Annotated in this window: 9 protein-coding genes; 1 reads left to right on the forward strand and 8 read right to left on the reverse strand. The window is 75.5% G+C overall.

The annotated features are described in order from the left end of the window. Positions 1–225: pentapeptide repeat-containing protein (locus AB0B40_RS26315; RefSeq protein ID WP_362265920.1), on the reverse strand; the 225-nt coding region annotated here is incomplete at its 3' end. Between AB0B40_RS26315 and AB0B40_RS26320 the strand changes: the two genes are divergently transcribed. Then, a complete protein-coding gene (locus AB0B40_RS26320; protein WP_362265922.1) occupies positions 187–1,887 on the forward strand; it encodes a SagB family peptide dehydrogenase in 1,701 nt (566 codons plus the stop codon). The two genes, AB0B40_RS26315 and AB0B40_RS26320, sit on opposite strands and share 39 nt — an antisense overlap. Here the strand turns inward: AB0B40_RS26320 and AB0B40_RS26325 are convergent. From AB0B40_RS26325 to AB0B40_RS26355, 7 genes are all read right to left on the reverse strand, one after another. Further along, positions 1,871–2,728 (reverse strand): class I SAM-dependent methyltransferase, encoded by an 858-nt coding sequence (locus tag AB0B40_RS26325; protein ID WP_362265879.1) that lies wholly within the window; start codon positions 2,726–2,728, stop codon positions 1,871–1,873. The genes AB0B40_RS26320 and AB0B40_RS26325 overlap by 17 nt on opposite strands. Positions 2,729–2,825: 97 nt before the next feature. Continuing rightward, complete coding sequence (locus AB0B40_RS26330; protein WP_345054350.1) at positions 2,826–4,211, reverse strand: FAD-binding protein; 1,386 nt, start codon at positions 4,209–4,211, stop codon at positions 2,826–2,828. Continuing rightward, positions 4,211–8,215 carry an amino acid adenylation domain-containing protein gene (locus AB0B40_RS26335; protein ID WP_362265881.1) on the reverse strand — a complete coding sequence of 1,335 codons (4,005 nt, stop codon included), beginning with the start codon at positions 8,213–8,215 and terminating at the stop codon, positions 4,211–4,213. Before AB0B40_RS26335 ends, AB0B40_RS26330 begins: the two co-directional genes overlap by 1 nt. Beyond that, positions 8,212–9,000: an alpha/beta fold hydrolase gene (locus tag AB0B40_RS26340; RefSeq protein WP_345054355.1), complete on the reverse strand. Its 789-nt coding sequence runs from the start codon at positions 8,998–9,000 to the stop codon at positions 8,212–8,214. The genes AB0B40_RS26335 and AB0B40_RS26340 overlap by 4 nt, the downstream gene beginning before the upstream one ends. Then, positions 8,988–10,511 carry a GMC family oxidoreductase N-terminal domain-containing protein gene (locus AB0B40_RS26345; protein WP_345054358.1) on the reverse strand — a complete coding sequence of 508 codons (1,524 nt, stop codon included), beginning with the start codon at positions 10,509–10,511 and terminating at the stop codon, positions 8,988–8,990. The genes AB0B40_RS26340 and AB0B40_RS26345 overlap by 13 nt, the downstream gene beginning before the upstream one ends. A 4-nt stretch (positions 10,512–10,515) precedes the next feature. Continuing rightward, complete coding sequence (locus tag AB0B40_RS26350; RefSeq protein WP_362265884.1) at positions 10,516–13,875, reverse strand: amino acid adenylation domain-containing protein; 3,360 nt, start codon at positions 13,873–13,875, stop codon at positions 10,516–10,518. After that, the gene (locus tag AB0B40_RS26355) at positions 13,872–18,026 is read right to left on the reverse strand and encodes an amino acid adenylation domain-containing protein (RefSeq protein ID WP_362265886.1); all 4,155 of its coding nucleotides are present in this window, start codon (positions 18,024–18,026) and stop codon (positions 13,872–13,874) included. Before AB0B40_RS26355 ends, AB0B40_RS26350 begins: the two co-directional genes overlap by 4 nt. Positions 18,027–18,035: the final 9 nt, after the last annotated feature.

Consider the following 18,035-nt stretch of genomic DNA (forward strand, 5'->3'; position numbering starts at 1 on the left):
ACGGCCACGCTCCAGGCGGGCATGCCCGAGGCAGTCACGCCTCAGGCGGGCGCGCTCCAGGCGGGCACGTCCCAGGCGGGCGCGCCTCAGACGGCCACGCTCCAGGCGGGCATGCCCGAGGCAGTCACGCCTCAGGCGGGCGCGCCTCAGACGGTCACGCCTCAGGCGGGCATGCCCCAGGTGCCCATGCCTCAGGCGGGCGCGCTCCGGACGGGTGTGTCCCAGCCGGGCGTGTCCGCGGTGGGCACGTCACAGAGAGGCGCCTCATGGACAGGCGCCCCGGCGGCGGGCGCGCCCGGGGCCGGGACCCCCCGGGCGGGCGCCCTCCAGGACGGCGGCGGCACCGGACCCGCAGCCTGGTACTGCCTCGCGGTCAGCGGCGGCGATCCGGAGGAACTCCTCGTCGGCCTGGTCCGGCCCTGGGCCGATGACGCGCTCGTGGCGGGCGCGATCACCGGCTGGGCGGTGGACCGGACACCGCACGGCCTGGTCATCGCCGTGCTCGGCGACGGTGAGAAACCGGTCACCGACCTGAGCGAGCACCTCACGGCCGCCGTCTCCACGGCCCCCGGCGGGCAGGTCACGCGGACCGACTGGCCCGTCGCCGACGCCTGGCCCGAGGCGCATCTGACGGCCGCCACCGCGCTCGCGGTCGAGGTCATCGCCGCGACCCGGTCCCGTCCCAAACGGCTGCGCGCCGCCGCCGACCTGCTGCTCGCCGCCGCCGACACCGCCGGTGCCGACCCGCTGGCCCGGCTGCGCTGGCTGCGTGCGCACGCCCGGCGGCAGGGCACCCCGGCAGAGACGGACCGCGGCCGACGCGGGGCCGAGACGGACTTCCACCGCGACCAGGCCGAGTGGCTCCGCCGCCACGACCGGGTCACCGGCGAACTGCGCGCCCCGGGGGGCCGGCTCGCCACCTGGCGCGACACCCTGGCCCGCGTCGGCCGCACCGGCACCGACACCCTGCACCGGGCCGCCGAGCTGACCGGCCGCCAGCTCGGTCTCAGCGCCGAGGAACGCGCGTACACGGCGTGGATCGCCTCGCTGGCCGCACTGCCCGGACCCCGGGAGCCGTACTTCGCCGACGGCCCCGACGCCGTGGACCGCCGCTACCACGAGGACAGCAAGTACATCGGGGTCCGGCTCCAGGACCAGCGGCCCGACCTGGTCCAGGCGGAGACCGGCGGACGGCACCCCCTCGGGCCGGTGCTGGAGACCGTCCCGCTGCCCGAGCCGCAGGCGCCGCCCGCAGGTCCCGCCCTGCCGGAGGTGCTGCTCGCCCGGCGCAGCGGCTACGGCAGCTACCGCGGCCCGCTGACCCTGGCCGAACTGTCCACCCTGCTCCACCACTCGGCCGCGGTGACCGCCGTGAAGCAGATGAGCCCGGAACTCTCCTACCGGGTCCGTCCCTATCCGAGCGGCGGCACCCGCTACCCGCTGCAGCTGGTGCTGTACTGCCACGACGTCACGGGCCTGCCCCGCGGTACCTACCGCTACGAGCCCGACGGGCACGCGCTGGAACTGCTCGGCACGGAGGACATCTCCGCGGAGCTCCAGCGCTGCGCGCCGGCCACCGACCCGGACGTGCTCACCCCGCCGAAGGCGGGCGGGAACGTGGACGCGTCGCGCTGCCCGCTGTGGATCCTCACCGTCGGCGACCTGACCTACCAGCGGCTGCACTACGGGCTGCGTTCCTACCGGCTGGTGCTCCAGGAGACCGGGCACCTGGCGCAGAACCTGGCGCTGACCGCCACCTGGCTCGGCAAGTCGTCGGTGGGGCTCAGCGGTTACTACGACGACGCGGTCAACCAGCTGGTGGGTGTGGACGGCATCGGCTCGGCCGTGCTGTACCTGCACGTGATCGGCGTCACCGGTCAGGACTGACCGGCCGCACCGCCTGGATCAACAGGGCCGCGCCGCGCAGCCGCACCCCGTCGGACCCCTCGTGGCGGGCGAAGGCGGCGCGCAGCGCCTGCACGGCGCGTCCGGTGTGCTCCGGACGCGCCGTCAGGCGGTGGCGCAACGGCCCCCAGGAGGCGAGGAACTCCGCGGCGTCCCCCGCGTCGCGGCCCCAGTACTGGTCGGCCTCGACCGGCGTGGTGCGCACACCGGCGAAACCGGCTTCGCCGAGCACCTCGCTGACCGTGCCCGGATCGGCGAGCGAGACCGGCGCGAATCCGGCCGCGTCCCGGCCCGCCGGCTCCGTCGTCACGGCCTGCGCGAACGCGGCCAGCACGGGCCCGAGTTCACCCTCGGACATGCGGCGCAGCGCCAGTACGGCGAGCCTGCCGCCCGGACGCAGGGCCCGGGCCAGGTTGCCGAAGGCGGCGACCGGATCGGCGAAGAACATCGTCCCGAAGCGGCTCAGCACCACGTCGAAGCGGCCCTCGGGGAGCGGGTGGACCTGGGCGTCCCCCTGCACGAACGAGGCGTTGCCGTCACCCTCCCGCGCGGCCGTGTCGCCGGCCCGGGCCAGCATCGGCCCCGACAGGTCGATGCCCAGCACCCGGCCCGGCCGGGCGCGGCGCGCGGCCAGCCGGGTCGTCTGTCCGTTGCCGCAGCCCACGTCGAGGACGTGTTCGCCCGGCCGGATCGCCGCGGCCGTCAGCAGCGGCTCGTTGAACCCCGCGTTCACCGCGTCGTAGCGGTCCTGGTGTTCGGCCCAGTGCCGTCCCTCGTAGCCGTTCCACGCCTGTGCCTGCTCGGTGTTGGCGAGCCCCGCCATCGGCCCGTCTCCTTCCGTGTCCGGGAGCACGTCCGGTCCCCTGCTCCGCCAGAACGTCAGAACGAAGCGGGGGACCGGAGGTCACGGCACGAGGATGTCAGCGCGGCGGGATGTTGTGGTTGACGCGGAAGAAGTTGTCCGGGTCCCACCTGCGCTTGGCCTCGGTCAGCCTGGCCCAGTTGGTGTCGGTGAAGGCGGTGCGCGTCCGGGTGCCGTCGGTGAGGAAGTTGAGGAACGTCCCGCCGGTGGCGTACGGCCGCAGCCGGTCCGCGAGCCCGTGCACCCAGCCGTCGACCCGTTCGGCCGCCTCCGGGGCGGGCACCATCGCCGTGGTGATCACGGAGAACGGTACGTCACGATGGCCGGCCGGTCCGGCGTCGGGGCCGGGTGCGGCCATCGCGCCGCCCCAGTGCCGCACCTCCACCGTCGACATGGGCGGCGCGGGGGAGTCGGCGCCCCCGGCGGCCACCATCATGTCCACGGCGTCCTGGGGCAGTTCGTGGAACAGATCGATCTCCTGGGCGGCCACCATGGGCGGTGGGGGCGGCCCGGTGATCGCGGGTCCGGACTGGGCGTACGGCATCTCGGCGATGTGGTTGATCAGCGGTGTGCCCCACGCGTCGAGCAGCGGCTTCAGCAGCCGTTCGCCCTCGTCCGCCGGGCCGTCGTAGCACACCCGCAGGCACAGGAACTGCTTGTCGCGCATCGGCTCGGGCATCGGAGGGCCGGGCGGCATGCGCATCAGCAGCACGGCCGTGGACATCTGGTCCGGTACGGTCGGCACCCACTCCAGGTAGTGCGCGAGACCGTCCGCGCCGCGCTCGATGGGGAAGAACGCGGCGCCCGCGTACACGGTCCGCACCGGATACAGGCGGATGACGTACCCGGTCACCACGCCGAAGTTGCCGCTGCCGCCGCGCAGCGCCCACCACAGGTCGCCGTTCTCGTCGGCGTTCGCCGTGCGCAACTCGCCGTCCGCGCACACCACTTCGGCCGAGAGCAGGCTGTCGGCCGCGTACCCGTAGGCGCGGGACAGCCAGCCGATCCCGCCGCCGAGGGTGAATCCCGTCGCACCGACCGAGGCGGTGCCGGACAGCGGCGCCAGGCCGTGCGGCGCGGCGGCGGCGATCACGTCGGACCACAGCGCGCCCGGCCCGACCAGCGCCGTGCGCGCGGCGGGGTCCACCTCCACCCGGTTCAGGGTCGACGTGCGCAGCAGCAGTCCGCCGTCGGAAGGGAGCACCGCGCCGTGCCCGGTGCTCTGCACCGCGAACGGCAGCCCGAGCTCCCGGGCGGCACGCACGGCCGCCTGGATGTCGTCCGCGCCGGTGGCTTCGGCGACCGCCGCCGGGTGGGAGTCGACGGCACGCATCCAGGCCAGCCGTTCGGTGCCGTACGACTCCGCGCCGGGCAGATGTACGGCTCCGGCGAAGGAGCCGCCCAGTGCTCGGGCCACGGCCTCGCCGGGCTGAGGGTCGGTCATCACGTTCTGTCCCTTTCGACAACGGGGGCCGGTGTGCTGATGGTTCCACCGCCCGGGCCGGTACCGCCGGACGGACCGGCGTCGTTCAGCCAGGCGGACAACTGCTCGGCCAGCAGGCCGAGTTCGTCCGGAGAGACGATCGAGTAGTGGTCCCGCGGACGCCGGACCACCGTCAGCGCGGGACACAGCGCCCGCCAGTCCGCGGCCGGGTCGCCCGAGCGGCGCTCCCGGTCGGCGACGACGAGCAGGGCGGGTGGCGTGCAGACCGACGGGCGGTGTGCGGCCAGCAGCGCCAGGTTCCGGGCGTGCACGGCCGACAGCCGCAGGTGGTCGGCGACGGCGACCTCCGCCGGCAGCAGTCCGTGGGCCACGGCCGCGTCCCGGGCGGCGGCCGGGGCCAGGTCGGCCGGAACGGCGCGCACGGCGCCGGCCACCGCGTCGGACAGCCGCCCGCCCGCCAGGTCGCGGAGGAACTCCAGCTGCCGCTCGGTCTCGTCGGCGGGCACCCGGTGCTCGCGTACGACGCTGTCCACCATGACCACCCGGCAGTCGTGGCCGCGCTCGGCCAGCTGCCGGGCCACCTCCTGGGCCAGGACCCCGCCCAGCGACCAGCCGCCGAGCAGGTACGGCCCCCGCGGACGCAGCCGCTGCAGCTCCTCCCGGTACCCCGCGGCAAGCGCCGCCAGGTCCGGCACCGGCAAGGCGTCCCCGTCCCCGGTGAGGGCCGGGTGCTGGAAGCCCAGCACCGGGCCGGGCCAGACCCGGGCCAGCGGCAGGTAGCTGCTCACCGAGCCGCCCACGGGATGGAAGAGCACCAGTTCCGGGCCGGTGCCGCCGGAGAGCGGCACCGCGCACGAGGCCGTCCGTCCGCCGCTCTGCAGCCGGGCGCCCAGGGCTCGCAGCGTCGGTGCCTCGAACACCTCGCCGAACCCCAGCTCGGTGCCGAACACCACCCGGATCCGGTTCACCAGCCGCAGCGCCAGCAGGGAGTTGCCGCCGAGCGCGAAGAAGTCGCTGTCCGGGCCGACCGACGGCACCCGCAGCAGCTCGCTCCACACCTCGGCGAGCTGCTTGAGCACCTGGTCGTCCAGGTCCGTGCCGCCGTCGTCGGGGCCGGCGTCGCCGGTCAGGGCCAGCGCGGCCCGCGGGTCCACCTTGCCGTTGGCGGTCAGCGGGAGCCGGTCGACCAGGTGGATCCGGCCCGGCACCAGGTACGCGGGCAGCCGGTCGCGGAGGTGGGCGGTCAGCGCGGCCGGTGCGGGCGGCTCGCCCCCCGCTGCCACCACCAGCGCGACCAGCGCCTGCTGGCCGCCCGGAGCCGGTACGGCGCACACCGCGCACTCGACGACACCGGGATGGCCGCGCAGGGCCGCCTCCACCTCGCCGGGTTCCACGCGGAAGCCCTGGATCTTCAGCTGCCGGTCCTCCCGGCCGAGGAACTCGATGGTGCCGTCCGGCCAGTAGCGGCCGAGGTCGCCGGTCCAGTACAGCCGTTCACCGGTGCGGGGATGGGTGAGGAACCGCTCGGCGGTGCGCTCGGCGTCCCCGGCGTAGCCCCGGGCCAGGCCGGTTCCCCCGATGTGGATGCGGCCGGTGGCCCACGGCGGGCGCAGCTCCAGCCGGTGGTCGAGCACCCGCATGGTCTGGCCGGTGAGCGGTACGCCGTACGGGACGGACGGCCAGGCGGGATCGACCTCGGCGACCTCGTGCAGATTGGACCAGATGGCCGCCTCGGTGGCGCCGCCCATGGCCAGGACGCGCACGTCCGGCAGGCAGCGGCGCATCCGGCCCGGCAGGGTGGTCGGGATCCAGTCCCCGGAGAGCAGGAAGGCACGGACCGGCGGCGTGTGCCGGCCGGGATCCTCCTCGATCAGCTCCACCAGCATCTCGGCCAGCGCGGGCACCGAGTTCCACACCGTCACTCCGTGCTCGGCGGCGCAGCGGGCCCAGCCCACCGGGTCGGGGCGGGAGCTCGCCGCCGGCAGCACCAGGGCCGCGCCGGCCCCCAGGGTGCCGAAGACGTCCCACACCGACAGGTCGAAGCTGAGCGAGGAGATGCCGAAGACCCGGTCGGCGGGGCCGAGCCCGATACGGCCGCAGACGTCGACGACGGTGTTCAGCGCCGCCTCGTGCTCGATCACGACACCCTTGGGGGTGCCGGTGGAGCCCGAGGTGTAGATGACGTAGGCGACGTCCCGCGCGCCGCGCGGCCCCTCCGGCGGCGGTGCCTCGCCCGGCAGCGGCTCGTCGACCCGCAGCGCGGTGACGCCGTCGGGCAGCCGGGGTTCGGTGTGGGACTGGGTCAGCACGACGGGGGAGCCGCAGGCGGCGGTCAGCCGGGCGATGCGGTCGGCCGGGAGGGAGGCGTCCACCGGGCAGTACGCCGCACCGGCCCGGAGCACGCCGAGCACGGCCACGACCTGCTCCCAGCCCTTCGCCATCACCACCGGCACCACCTGGCCCGGGCCGGCACCGAGCGCGGCGAGCCGGCCGGCCAGCGCGCCGGAGGCCCGCTCCAGTTCGCCGTAGCCGAGGGTGCGGCCGGCCGCGACCACCGCGGGGGCGTCCGGCCGCCGCCGCGCCTGCGCCAGGAAGGCGTCCTCCAGCCGGCCCGCGGGGGCGGCCGCGGGACGGTTGAGCGCCGCGACGGTGTCCCGGTGCCCGGGGGGCAGCAGGTCGGGCACGGCGTCGGCGCCGTCCGGCGCCGCGAGCTCCTGCAGCACCCGCCGGTAGGTGTCGAACAGGAGCTGCGGCAGCCCGTCGGGGAACGCCTCGTCGACCATGTCCCAGACGCACTCGACGCCGCCGTCCGGGGCGTCCTTGGTCTGGTTGTCGATCAGCACCTGGGGCGTGCGCAGACCCGTGTGGACCGTGCGGCACACGGGGCGGCCCGGAGCCGGCCGCCGGTCGGGCGCGGGACCGAGCATGCTGTTGAAGACGTACGGCAGTGCCGCCGTCGTCGTCCAGCCGCGGCGGGCGGCCAGTTCACGGGTGATCTCCACGGCGGAGACGTCCGCGTGCTCCAGGTCGCGCCACAGCCGCCGCTGCAGCACGGCGGCCCTGGCCCAGAAGGTGTCCTCGGCGCCCAGGTCCACCTCCAGGGGCAGCGTGGCGCTGAACTGTCCGACCACGCCGGCCGCCTCCGGGTGCCGGTTCGTCCAGTTCTGGTGGAGCACGTTCAGACAGAACCGGGGGGCCGCCGCCCACGTCCCGAGGACCTCGGCGTACACGTGCAGCAGCCCGGTCGTCGGCAGGACGCGGTGCGTGCGGAAGGCCGCGCGCAGCCGCTGCCAGCCGGCCCGGTCGAGGAAGAAGGAGCGCCGGGTCAGCCGGACCGGATCGATCGCCGCAGGACGGCGGGCCATGGGCAGCCGGGGCGCCTCCGGCAGGCTGTCCAGACGGGACTCCCAGTAGTCCAGGTGAGCCCGGTGCTCGGGGGTGCCGGCCCGTGCGGCCGCCGCGGCGACGCACTCCCGGAACGTGCCGCGCACCGGCGGCAGTTCGGCCGCCGGGTCGAGGTAGAGCTGCCACCACTCCCGCTCCAGCAGGCGGGTGGAGCCGGAGTCGAGCAGCAGCAGGCTCATCGCCAGGTGCAGCCGCACCCGGTGGCGGCGCAGCCGGACCGCGGTGATCTCGAACAGCGGCCAGCCCGTCGGGTCCGGCCCCTCGTCGCGCATCCGCTCCCGGGTGGCGGCGAGCACGGCCCGCTGCCGGTCGGGGCCCGCGCCGACGACGTCGATCGTCTCCAGACGGAACGGCGTCGTCTCCCGCGGACCGAGGACCCGCTGTTCGCCCTCGGGGAGCACGATCGTGCGCAGGTGCTCGTGCCGGTCGACCAGCAGCCGCACGGCGCGCTCGGCGCGCTCGGGGTCAAAGCCGACCACGTCCAGCTCGTAGTACAGGTTGGGCCGGAAACCGCCCAGCTCCATGAGCGGGCTGGCGCCGACCAGATACCCGGCCTGCAGATCGGTCAGCGGGAACGTGCGGTCGTCGGGCGAGGTCATCGCGGGCCTCCGGCGGGGGGCGGGCTGGTCGGCAGCAGGGCCCGGGCCACGGCGGTGAGCACGGGCTCCGGGTCCTGGTGGAGGAAGAAGTGGTCGCCGGGGAACATCCGTACGGCGCAGTCGGCACGGGTGTGTTCCCGCCAGCCCCGCAGCTCGTACGGGTCCGTCACCGGGTCGGCGGCACCGCCGAGCACCGTGATCGGCACCGCCAGCGGCGGCCCGGGCCGGTAGCGGTAGGTCTCCGAGACGGCGAAGTCGGCGCGCAGCCGCGGCAGTACCGTGGCGCGGACCGCGGGGCTGGTCAGCAGCTCGTCCGGGGTTCCGTTCAACTCCGCGAGGTGGGCCAGGAGTTCGTCGGCCGGAGCGGCGTGCACCGGCCTGGTCCGGGACGGCAGGTGCGGCGCCCGGCGCCCGCTGACCAGCAGCCGCAGCGGCTGCGGCAGACCGCGCCGGGCCAGCTCCCGGCACACCTCGTACGCCACCAGGGCGCCCATGCTGTGCCCGAACCAGGCGTGCGGGCGGTCGAGCCGGCCGGCCACGGCGTCGACGAGAGCCGGCACCAGATCGGTCAGCCGGTCGTACGGGCGTTCCCGGAACCGGCTCTCCCGGCCGGGCAGCCGCAGCGAGACCACCTCGATGTCCGGGGACAGCCGGGGCGCCCAGTGCCGGTAGACGGCCGCGCCGCCGCCGGTGTGCGGCAGGCAGAACAGCCGGGGGGCCGGGGCGGGGGCGGGGGACCAGACGGCGAGCCAGTCCGAGCGGCGTGACGTCGTCAGCACATCCATGCGGCGGCCCTCTCGGCGATCATCAGGCAGGTCAGGTTGGTGGGTGCGCTCGGCATGGCGGGCATCACGGAGGCGTCGGCCACGTGCAGGCCCCGGACGCCGCGCACGGCGAGCCGCTGGTCCACCACGGCGCCCGCGTCGCCGTCCGGGCCCATCCGGGCCGTGCCGACGGGGTGCCAGGCCGGGGCGACGAAGGAGGTCACGGCCCGGCGCAGCAGCGTGTCGGTGCCGATCATCCGGTCGGTCCACATCAGCACCCGGTCAAGACGTCCGGCCAGCTCCGGGTGGCCGGCCAGCTCCCAGACCCGGCGGATGCCGCTCATCAGCGCCGTGACGTCGTCGGGGTCGGTGGCCAGCCGCAGGGTGATCACCGGCTTCCCGTCGCGCAGCGTGACCCCGCCGCGCGAACGCGGCCGCAGCAACGTGGCGTGCAGGGACATCGCGGGACGGCCGCGGAGCACGGCGGCGGCGCCCGGCACCTCCAGGCCGGCCAGGGTGTTCACCAGCGTCAGGTTGAGGTCGGGGACCGCCGCCCCGGTGCTGCTGACCCGGGCGAGCACCTGGTGCATCGGCTGGTCGGGGTCCGTGCCGTCCGGCGCCGTGACCGCCCACAGGGCGACGATCGGATGGTCGGTCAGGCCGCGGCCCACCCCCGGCAGGTCGGCCACCGGGCGGATGCCCTGGGCCGCCAGCTCACCGGCCGGCCCGATGCCCGAACGCAGCAGCAGGCAGGCCGTGTTGACGGCGCCGGCGGTCAGGGTGACCCGGCCGGCGCGCGGGGTCACCGGTGTGCCGGCGCGGACCGCGTTCACCCCGGTCACCCGGCCGCCGGCAATCCGCACGTCCCGGACCTCGCAGTCCGTCCAGACGGTCAGGTTGGGCCGGTCCAGGGCGGGCCGCAGATAGGCGTCGGCGGCCGAGACCCGTCGGCGCCCTACCGCGTTGAGCGGGACCGGCCCCGCGCCGACCGCGCCCTCGGAGCTGTTCAGGTCCGCCGCCCCCGGGAGGCCGAGCGCGGCGGCGGCGCGCAGGAACGCCCCGGCGAGCGGGACCAGCTCCGCGGCGGGGGTGCGGCGGATCGGCAGCGGTCCGTGGGTGCCGTGCCCGGGCCCCTTGAAGTCCGCGTCCGCCTCCAGCGCCGCGTACACCGGAAGGACCTGCTCCCAGCCCCACGCGTCGTTGCCCGCGGCGGCCCAGCCGTCGAAGTCGCCCGGCAGTCCGCGCAGCGCCAGCGCCCCGTTGACCGCCGAGGACCCGCCGAGCCCCCGGCCGACCGGGTACGGACAGGAACGTCCCTGCGGACCGGCGTCGCCGACCCGGGCCGTCAGGTCCCAGTTGGCGCCGGACAGCACGGGCCGGTCGCCGTCCGGGGTCCGCCCCCGGCCGGCCTCCAGCAGCAGCACCCGCCGGTCCGGCCGCTCGGCGAGCCGGGCGGCGAGGACACAGCCAGAGGAGCCGCCGCCGACCACGATGTCGTCCCAGACCGGCTCGGCGCGGTTCACCGTAGCCATGCCGTCACTGCCCGATCCGTGTGGCCAGCGTCCGGGCCAGCTCGGCGATGGTCGGGTTGTCGAAGAGCATCTCCAGGTCCTCCTCGGCCTGCTGCTCGATGCCCAGTTCCGCGTGGATCAGGCCGAGGATGCGCACCGCGTGCAGGGAGTCCCCGCCGAGTTCGAAGAAGTTGTCGTGCACCCCGAACTCCTGGTCGCCCAGGGCCTGCGCCCACAGCTTCAGCAGCAGCCGCTCCATCTCGTCCCGGGGCGCGGCGCGCGGCCCGGAGTCCTCCTCCTGCCAGGGGTCGGCGAGGGCCGCGCGGTCCACCTTGCCGTTGGCGCTCAACGGCACCCGGTCCACGGTCAGCAGATGGTGCGGGACCATGTAGCCGGGCAGGACCTCCTCCAGGGCGGCGCGCAGCGCGCCGGCGTCGGGCGCCGCGCCGGGCTCCGGGACCACGTGCCCCACCAGTTGCCGGCGGCCGGTGCGCGGGCTGGTGCGCACCGAGGCGAAGGCCTCGGCCACGCCCGGCCTCGCCCGCAGCGCCGCCTCGATCTCGCCCAGCTCGATCCGGTAGCCGTTCAGCTTGACCTGGAAGTCCATGCGGCCCAGGAAGTCGATGTCCCCGCCCGGCAGGTAGCGGCCGAGGTCGCCGGTGCGGTACAGCCGCTCGCCGGTCTCCGGGTGGGTGACGAACCGCTCCGCGGTGCGCTCCGGGTCGGCCCAGTAACCGCGGGCCAGGCCGGCGCCGCCGATGAGGATCTCGCCCGGGGTCCACACCGGGCAGGGACGGAAGTCACCGTGCAGGACGTGCAGCCGCTGGTTGGCCAGCGGCCGGCCGTAGGGGATGCGGGTCCACTCGGCCGGCACCTCGCCGACCGGGTGGAACACCGACCAGATGGCGGCCTCCGTGGCGCCGCCGAGGCTGACCACCTCGGCGCCCGGGTGCAGGGCGCGGACCGCGTCCGGCAGCGCCACCGGGATCCAGTCGCCGCTGAGCAGCACCAGACGCAGCGCGTCCGCGCCCGGGGCGGCGGCCGGGCTCTCCGTCCACGCCTGCATCAGCGCCGGCACCGAGTTCCACACCGTCACCCGGTGCCGACGCACCAAGTCGGCCCAGTGCGCCGGGTCGTGCTCCCGGCCGGGCGTGGGCAGGACGACCGCGCCGCCCGCCGCGAGCGTGCCGAAGACGTCGTACACCGACAGGTCGAAGCTGAGCGCGGACAGCGCCAGCGTGCGGTCCCCGGCGCCCACGCCGAAGCGGGAGTTGATGTCCTGGACGGTGTTCGCGGCGGCCCGGTGGTCGATCATCACGCCCTTGGGGCGGCCGGTGGAACCCGAGGTGAAGATGACGTAGGCCAGGTCCGCGGGTGCCGGACCGCTGTCCAGGGGGCCGGGGTCGGCCGCGCGGACCTCGTCGTCGGCGAGCGTGACCACCCGCACGCCCTCCGGCAGGCCGTCGGCGGTGCCGTGGCCGGCGGTGACCACGACGCGGACCTCGCCCTGCTCCAGCAGCAGCCGGCGCCGCTCGGCCGGCCAGCCGGGGTCGACGGGCAGGTAGGCCGCGCCCGAGGCGGCCACCCCGAGCACCGCGGCCACCTGGTCGAAGCCCTTGTCGAGGACGACGCCGACCAGGGTGTCCGGCCGGGTGCCGAGGCGCCGCAGCACCCGGGCCAGCCGGTGCGCCCGCCCGAGCAGTTCGCCGTAGGTGTGCTCGCCGTGCTCCGTGACGACGGCCGTGGCGCCGGGCGTCCGGCCGGCGCTGTCGGCGACCAGCTCGTACAGCGTCCGCTCGGCGATCGGCCGCGCCGTGTCACCGACCCGCCGGCGGACCTCGGCCTGCCACGCCGGCAGGTCCGTGAGGGTGACGGCGTCCCAGGCCGCCGGGTCCTGCGCGAGCCGTTCGACGATCCGCCCGAACGCGGCGAACATGTCGTCCAGCAGGCCGTCGGGGAACAGCCCGTCCACCGCGTCCCAGTTGTAGACCAGGTCCCCGTGCTCCTCGGTCACCTGGTGGTCCAGCCACACCTGCGGTGTCTGGCTGATCTGGTGCACCAGCTCGCCGAAGAACTCCGCGCCGGCCGCCGGGTCCTCGTCCTCGCCGGTCAGGATCATGGCCGTGAACACCACCGGCATGCCCGCGCCGGGACCGCCGCCGTCCGCCCGGGCGCGTTCGCGCAGCACCCGGACCCCGTTGAAGGCGGAGTGCTCCAGGTCGCGCAGCAGCTGCTCCTGGAGCGCGCGGGCCCGCGCGGAGAACCCCTCGCCGGGGCGGGCCGGGTCGGCCAGCAGCGTGGTGGAGGTGAAGTCCCCGATCACCTCGCCGATCTGCGGGTGCAGCGGGGGACGGTTGAGCAGGGTGAGGTTGACCGTGAAGTCCGGCTGCTGCGACCACAGCCGCAGCACCTCCGCGTAGGCGGTCATCAGGACCGCCGACGGGGTCAGCGCGCGTTCCCGGGCCCCCGCCTTCACCTTCCGCCAGTGCTCGGCCGCCAGCCGGCCGTGGCGGTGGCTGAAGACGGGCCGGCCCAGCTGCCCGGGCTGCACGGCCAGCGGCAGGGACGGCGCGGGCGGCAGCTCGGCCAGGCGGCCCCGCCAGTACGCCTCGGCGCCACGGTACGCGGCCCCTTCCCGGGCCGCCTCCTCGGCGGTCACCACGTCCCGGAAGGAGAGCCGCAGCGGCTCCGGCGCCCAGTCGGGGTCCTCGTAGAACCGCTGCCACTCCCGGTACAGCACGTACATGCTGAAGCCGTCGACGACCAGGATGTCCAGCCCGATGTGCAGCCGGACGCGGTCGTCGTCCAGCAGCGACGCCCGGATGTCGAACAGCGGCGCGCGGTCGGTGGGCAGCACCTGGTGGTCCATCGCCGCACGGGTCGCGGCGAGCAGGGCGGCACGTTCCGGTCCGGGCAGCCCACGCAGGTCGTCCACCGCGATCCGGTACGGCGGGACCTCGGGCAGCACCCGCTGCCGGCCGTCCGGCAGCACGACCACCCGGAGCATCTCGTGCCGCTCGATCACCCGGTTCAGGGCGCGTTCCAGGCGGGCCGGGTCGAGACCCGCGCGCTCGCGCTCGGTGTACAGGTAGGTGGCCACGCCGCCCAGCTCGACCGCGGGGCGGCGGCCCACCCAGTAGGCGTGCTGGACGTCGGTCAGCGGGAAGGGCTCGTGGCGCAGCCCGGGTTGCGGCACCAGCGCCGGGCGGGCGGTCCCGGTGGGCACCCCGCGCAGCACGGCCAGCAGCTCGTCCCGGCGGGCGGTCAGTTCGGCGCGCAGGTCGGGGGTGAGCGCGCCCGCCGGTGCGACCACGTCGAGGCGGTCGTCGACCAGGCGCAGCCTGATGCCGCGCCGGTGGAGCTCGACCAGCAGGTCCTGGGTCATCGGGGAACGTCCTCCTCGGTGCACCGGGTGATGGCGTCCGCGACGGCGCCGACCAGTTCTCCGGTGAGCAGGGTGTGGTGAGTGCCGGGCACGGTGACGGCCGCGGCCCGGCCGGTGGTGAGCGCGCCCCAGCCCCAGGCGGGGTCGTCGCCGTACGGGTGGTCCGCGAACTCGCCGACCGTTCCGTCGGCGGCCCGGACCACGGTCACGTCCGCGCCGGTCCGGCCCGCCGCGTGAGCGTTGCAGGCGAGCACGACGGGCCGGAACACCTGGTAGGCGGCGGCGAGTTCGGCCGGCCCGAGGGTGCAGCCCGGCCCGGCGGCCCGGTGCAGCAGCTCGCCGGTCCGCGTGGGGTCCGCGGGTGCGGCGAGCGCCTTGAGCGCGGTGGCGTCGGCCGTGAGCGGGTCGAAGCCGGTCCCCAGGTCCTCCAGGAACCAGGCGGGCAGATCCGCCGGGTCCGGGGTCCGGGCGGTGAGCGGGGCGGGGGAGTCGACCACCACGAGGTGCTCCACCTCCTCGCCGAGCGCCTCCAGCCGCTCGGCCAGCGCCGCGGCGATCACGGCGCCGGACGACCAGCCGCCCAGCCGGTAGGGGCCGTGCGGCTGTGCCGCGCGCAGCGCCCGCAGATAGGGCGCCACCAGTGCGTCCATGGTCCCGGGCGGGGCGGCCGGGGCCTGGAAGGCGTGGAACGGCCGGCCGAGCCGTTCCGCCAGCTCGCGGTAGCACAGCACATTGCCGCCGGCCGGATGCACGAAGAACCAGGGGACGCCGTCCCCGTCGCGCAGCGTGACCATCGGGGACCACGGCTCCGCCCCGGTGTCCAGCCACTGGGCGAGGCGTGCCACCGTGCGGCGCTCCAGCAGGGTGCCGAGCGGCACCCGCCGGTTCAGCCGGCGCGCGATCTGCCCGATCACCCGCAGCGCGGTGAACGACTGCCCGCCGAGGTCGAAGAAGTCGTCGTGCACACCGACCGGCCCGCCGCCCAGGACCCCCGCCCAGATCTCGGCCAGCACCGCCTCGCGCTCGGTGCGCGGCGCGGTGTACCGGCGGGCGGCCGACGCCTCCTCGGCGCCGCGCGCCCGGAGTGCGGCGCGGTCCAGTTTGCCGTTGCGGGTCAGCGGCAGCCGGTCCAGCACGGTGATCCGGGCCGGGACCAGATAGCTCGGCAGCCGGTCGGCGAGCTGTGCGGTCAGCTCCCCGGCGGTGGGCGGCCGGCCGCCCTCGGCGGCCGTGACGTACGCGGCCAGCTGGTTGCCCGAGTCGGTGCGGTGCGCCACCACGGCGGCCCGGCCGACCGAGGGCAGTTCCGTCAGCGCGTGCTCCACCTCGCCGGGTTCGACGCGGAAGCCCTGGATCTTCACCTGCTGGTCGGCCCGGCCGAGGAATTCGATGGTGCCGTCGGGCAGGTAGCGCCCCAGGTCGCCGGTGCGGTAGAGCCGCTCGCCGGTCTGCGGGTGGCCGACGAACGCGGCCCGGGTGCGCTCCTCGTCGCCGAGGTAGCCGAGCGCCAGTCCGGCACCGCCGATGTGCAGGTGCCCGGTCACCCAGGCCGGTGCGGGCCGCCCGTGGTCGTCGAGGATGTGCCAGCTCTGGTTGGCCAGCGGCTTGCCGTAGGGGATGGAGACCCACGCGGGGTCGACCTGGCCGATCGGGTGGCAGATCGACCAGATCGAGGCCTCGGTGGCGCCGCCCAGTCCGATCACGGCGGCGTTCGGCGCGACGGCGCGGATGCGGTCCGGCAGGTCCACCGGGATCCAGTCGCCGCTCAGCAGCACCGTCCGCAGCGACGGGCACTGCGCGCCGGTCGCCTCCGCCTCCTCCACCAGCAGCTGCATCAGGGCCGGGACCGAGTTCCACACCGTCACGCCGTGGGCGCGCACCGACGCCAGCCAGGCGGCCGGGTCGGGGTCGCCGGGCTCGGGCAGGACCAGGGTGGCGCCGGCGTGCACGGCACCGAAGACGTCGTACACGGACAGGTCGAAGCAGAGCGAGGAGACGCCGAAGATCACGTCCCGGCTGGTCACGCCGAACCTGCGGTTGATCTCGGCGATGGTGTTGAGCGGCCCCCGGTGGTCGAGCATCGCGCCCTTGGGGCGGCCGGTGGAGCCGGAGGTGTAGATGACGTACGCCAGGTCGGTCGGCGCCGGCTCCGGGCCCGCGGAAGGCGGCGCGTCCGACGCCGGGGCCGCCACGTCGAGCACCGGCGTCCGGGTCAGGGCGGCCAGCCGCGCACGGTCGGCCGCGTCCGTCAGGACCGCGCTCGGCGCGGCGTCGGCGAGGACGGCGCGCAGCCGCTCCTCGGGCCAGCCCGGATCCAGCGGCACATAGGCTCGGCCGGCGGTGAGCACGCCCAGCACGGCGGCGATCTGGAGACGTCCCTTGGACAACACGACGGCCACCGGCCCCGATCCGGGCGCGGCACCGGCCCGCAGCAGCGCGGCGATCCGCTCGCTGTGCTCGCGCAGCCCCCGGTAGTCGAACTCCCCGTCGGCCGCCAGCACCGCCGGGTGTCCGGGCCGGTCGGCGGCGCGGCCGCGCAGCGGGTGGTGCAGCAGGCCCGCCGGCACCGGTGACGAGGGCCGGTTGAGCTCGGCGCGCCGCCGGCGCTGGGACTCGGGCAGCAGGTCGAAGGCGACGGTGGACCAGGCCTCGTCGGAGGCGGCGAGCCGGCGCACCACGGTGCGGTAGCCCTGCTCCATGGCATCGATGAGCCCCTTGGGGAACATCTTCTCGATGACGTCCCAGACCACCCACAGGCGGCCGTCGGTCAGGTCCCAGAACTCGCAGTCGATCAGCGTCTGCGGGGTCTCCAGCCGGCTGGCCACCGGACGGTCCTGGGGGCCCACGAAGAGCGCGCTGCCGATGGCGAACGGGCAGACGGCCCTGCCGGGCGTACGGCGCGCCTGGTTGAGCGCCTGGAGCACCTTGACGCCGCTCCAGTAGCCGTGTTCGGCGTCGGCCAGCACCCGGTCCTGGAGCCGCCGTACCCGGGCCTCGAACGGCTCGTCGGGCCGCCAGTCCACTTCTAGCGGATACAGCGAGGCGAAGTTGCCCAGCACGTCCGGCAGCTGGGGGTGCAGCGGCAGCCGGTGGGTGATCATGTTGTTGAGCAGGAAGTGCCGTGAGCCGCTCCAGTACGACAGCACCTCGGCCTGTACGGCGGACAGCACGTTGGTGGTCGTCAGGTGGCGCTCCGCCGCCCTCTGCCGCAGCGCCGACCAGACCTCCGGCTCGAACAGCATCTCGCGGCGCCGCAGATCGGACCGGGTGCGCGGATCGGAGCCGTTCAGCGGCACCGGCGGCGCCTCGGGCCAGTCGGCGATGCGCTCCGTCCAGTACGCCTTCGAGGCCTGCCCGAGCGGCGACTCCTCCAGCTCGGCCAGGGTCAGTACGCATTCACGGAACCCGATCTCCAGTTCGGCCGGGGACCAGTCGGGCTCGCGGTAGCGGCGCAGCACGGTGGACACGAAGCGCAGGGTGGCCGGGGCGTCGCTGAAGATGTTGTTGTTGTTCAGGTGCAGCCGGCTGCGGCCACCGGGCAGCCGGCTCAGCCGCAGGTCGACCCAGGGCCAGCGGTCGTGCACCGGCTCGGTGCCCGCCATCTCCCGCCGGACGTCCTCGACCGCCCGCTCCGCCTCCCGCTCGTCCAGGTGCCGCGCGTCGAGCACGCCGAGCACGGCGGGCCGCGGGTCGCGCACCGTCTCCAGCCGCATGTCCTCGCGGACCACCACGAGATTGTTCCGCTGGTAGTGCAGTTCGGCGTTCATCGCCCGTTCGAGACGGACCGGGTCGAGGTCCTGCAGCTCCCACTCGAAGTACTGGTGCGGCCGGACGTAGTACTCGAACCCCTCCCGGCCGCCGATCATGAAGGACGCCTGGAGGTCGGAGGGCGGGAACGGCTCGTGGCGTCCGGCCGGGTCCGGAACCACCTGCGGCAGGACCGCGGCGGGCGGCCGGCCGCCGCTCAACGACGCGAGCCAGGCGAGCAGTTCGGGTTTGTGCCGGCTGATCCGGTCCCGCAGGCCGGCGGTGAGCCGGCCGCGGGGGGCGCGGACCTCCAGGCGGCCGTCCTCGGCGGCCTGGAGCCGGATCCCGTTGCGGGCGAGCTCGTCGAGCAGCGCGGGCACGGTCGTCGTACCGGTTGCACTCACAGCGGTGTC

This window comes from Streptomyces sp. NPDC042638 (assembly GCF_040647235.1).
GTDB classification, from domain to species: Bacteria; Actinomycetota; Actinomycetes; order Streptomycetales; family Streptomycetaceae; genus Streptomyces; species Streptomyces rameus.

What these genes read in the sequence shown, in the direction of transcription:
- AB0B40_RS26320 (WP_362265922.1), top strand. Translation starts at nt 187, where the DNA reads ATGCCTCAGGCGGGCGCGCTCCGGACGGGTGTGTCCCAGCCGGGCGTG.
- AB0B40_RS26325 (WP_362265879.1), bottom strand. Translation starts at nt 2,728, where the DNA reads ATGGCGGGGCTCGCCAACACCGAGCAGGCACAGGCGTGGAACGGCTAC.
- AB0B40_RS26330 (WP_345054350.1), bottom strand. Translation starts at nt 4,211, where the DNA reads ATGACCGACCCTCAGCCCGGCGAGGCCGTGGCCCGAGCACTGGGCGGC.
- AB0B40_RS26335 (WP_362265881.1), bottom strand. Translation starts at nt 8,215, where the DNA reads ATGACCTCGCCCGACGACCGCACGTTCCCGCTGACCGATCTGCAGGCC.
- AB0B40_RS26340 (WP_345054355.1), bottom strand. Translation starts at nt 9,000, where the DNA reads ATGGATGTGCTGACGACGTCACGCCGCTCGGACTGGCTCGCCGTCTGG.
- AB0B40_RS26345 (WP_345054358.1), bottom strand. Translation starts at nt 10,511, where the DNA reads ATGGCTACGGTGAACCGCGCCGAGCCGGTCTGGGACGACATCGTGGTC.
- AB0B40_RS26350 (WP_362265884.1), bottom strand. Translation starts at nt 13,875, where the DNA reads ATGACCCAGGACCTGCTGGTCGAGCTCCACCGGCGCGGCATCAGGCTG.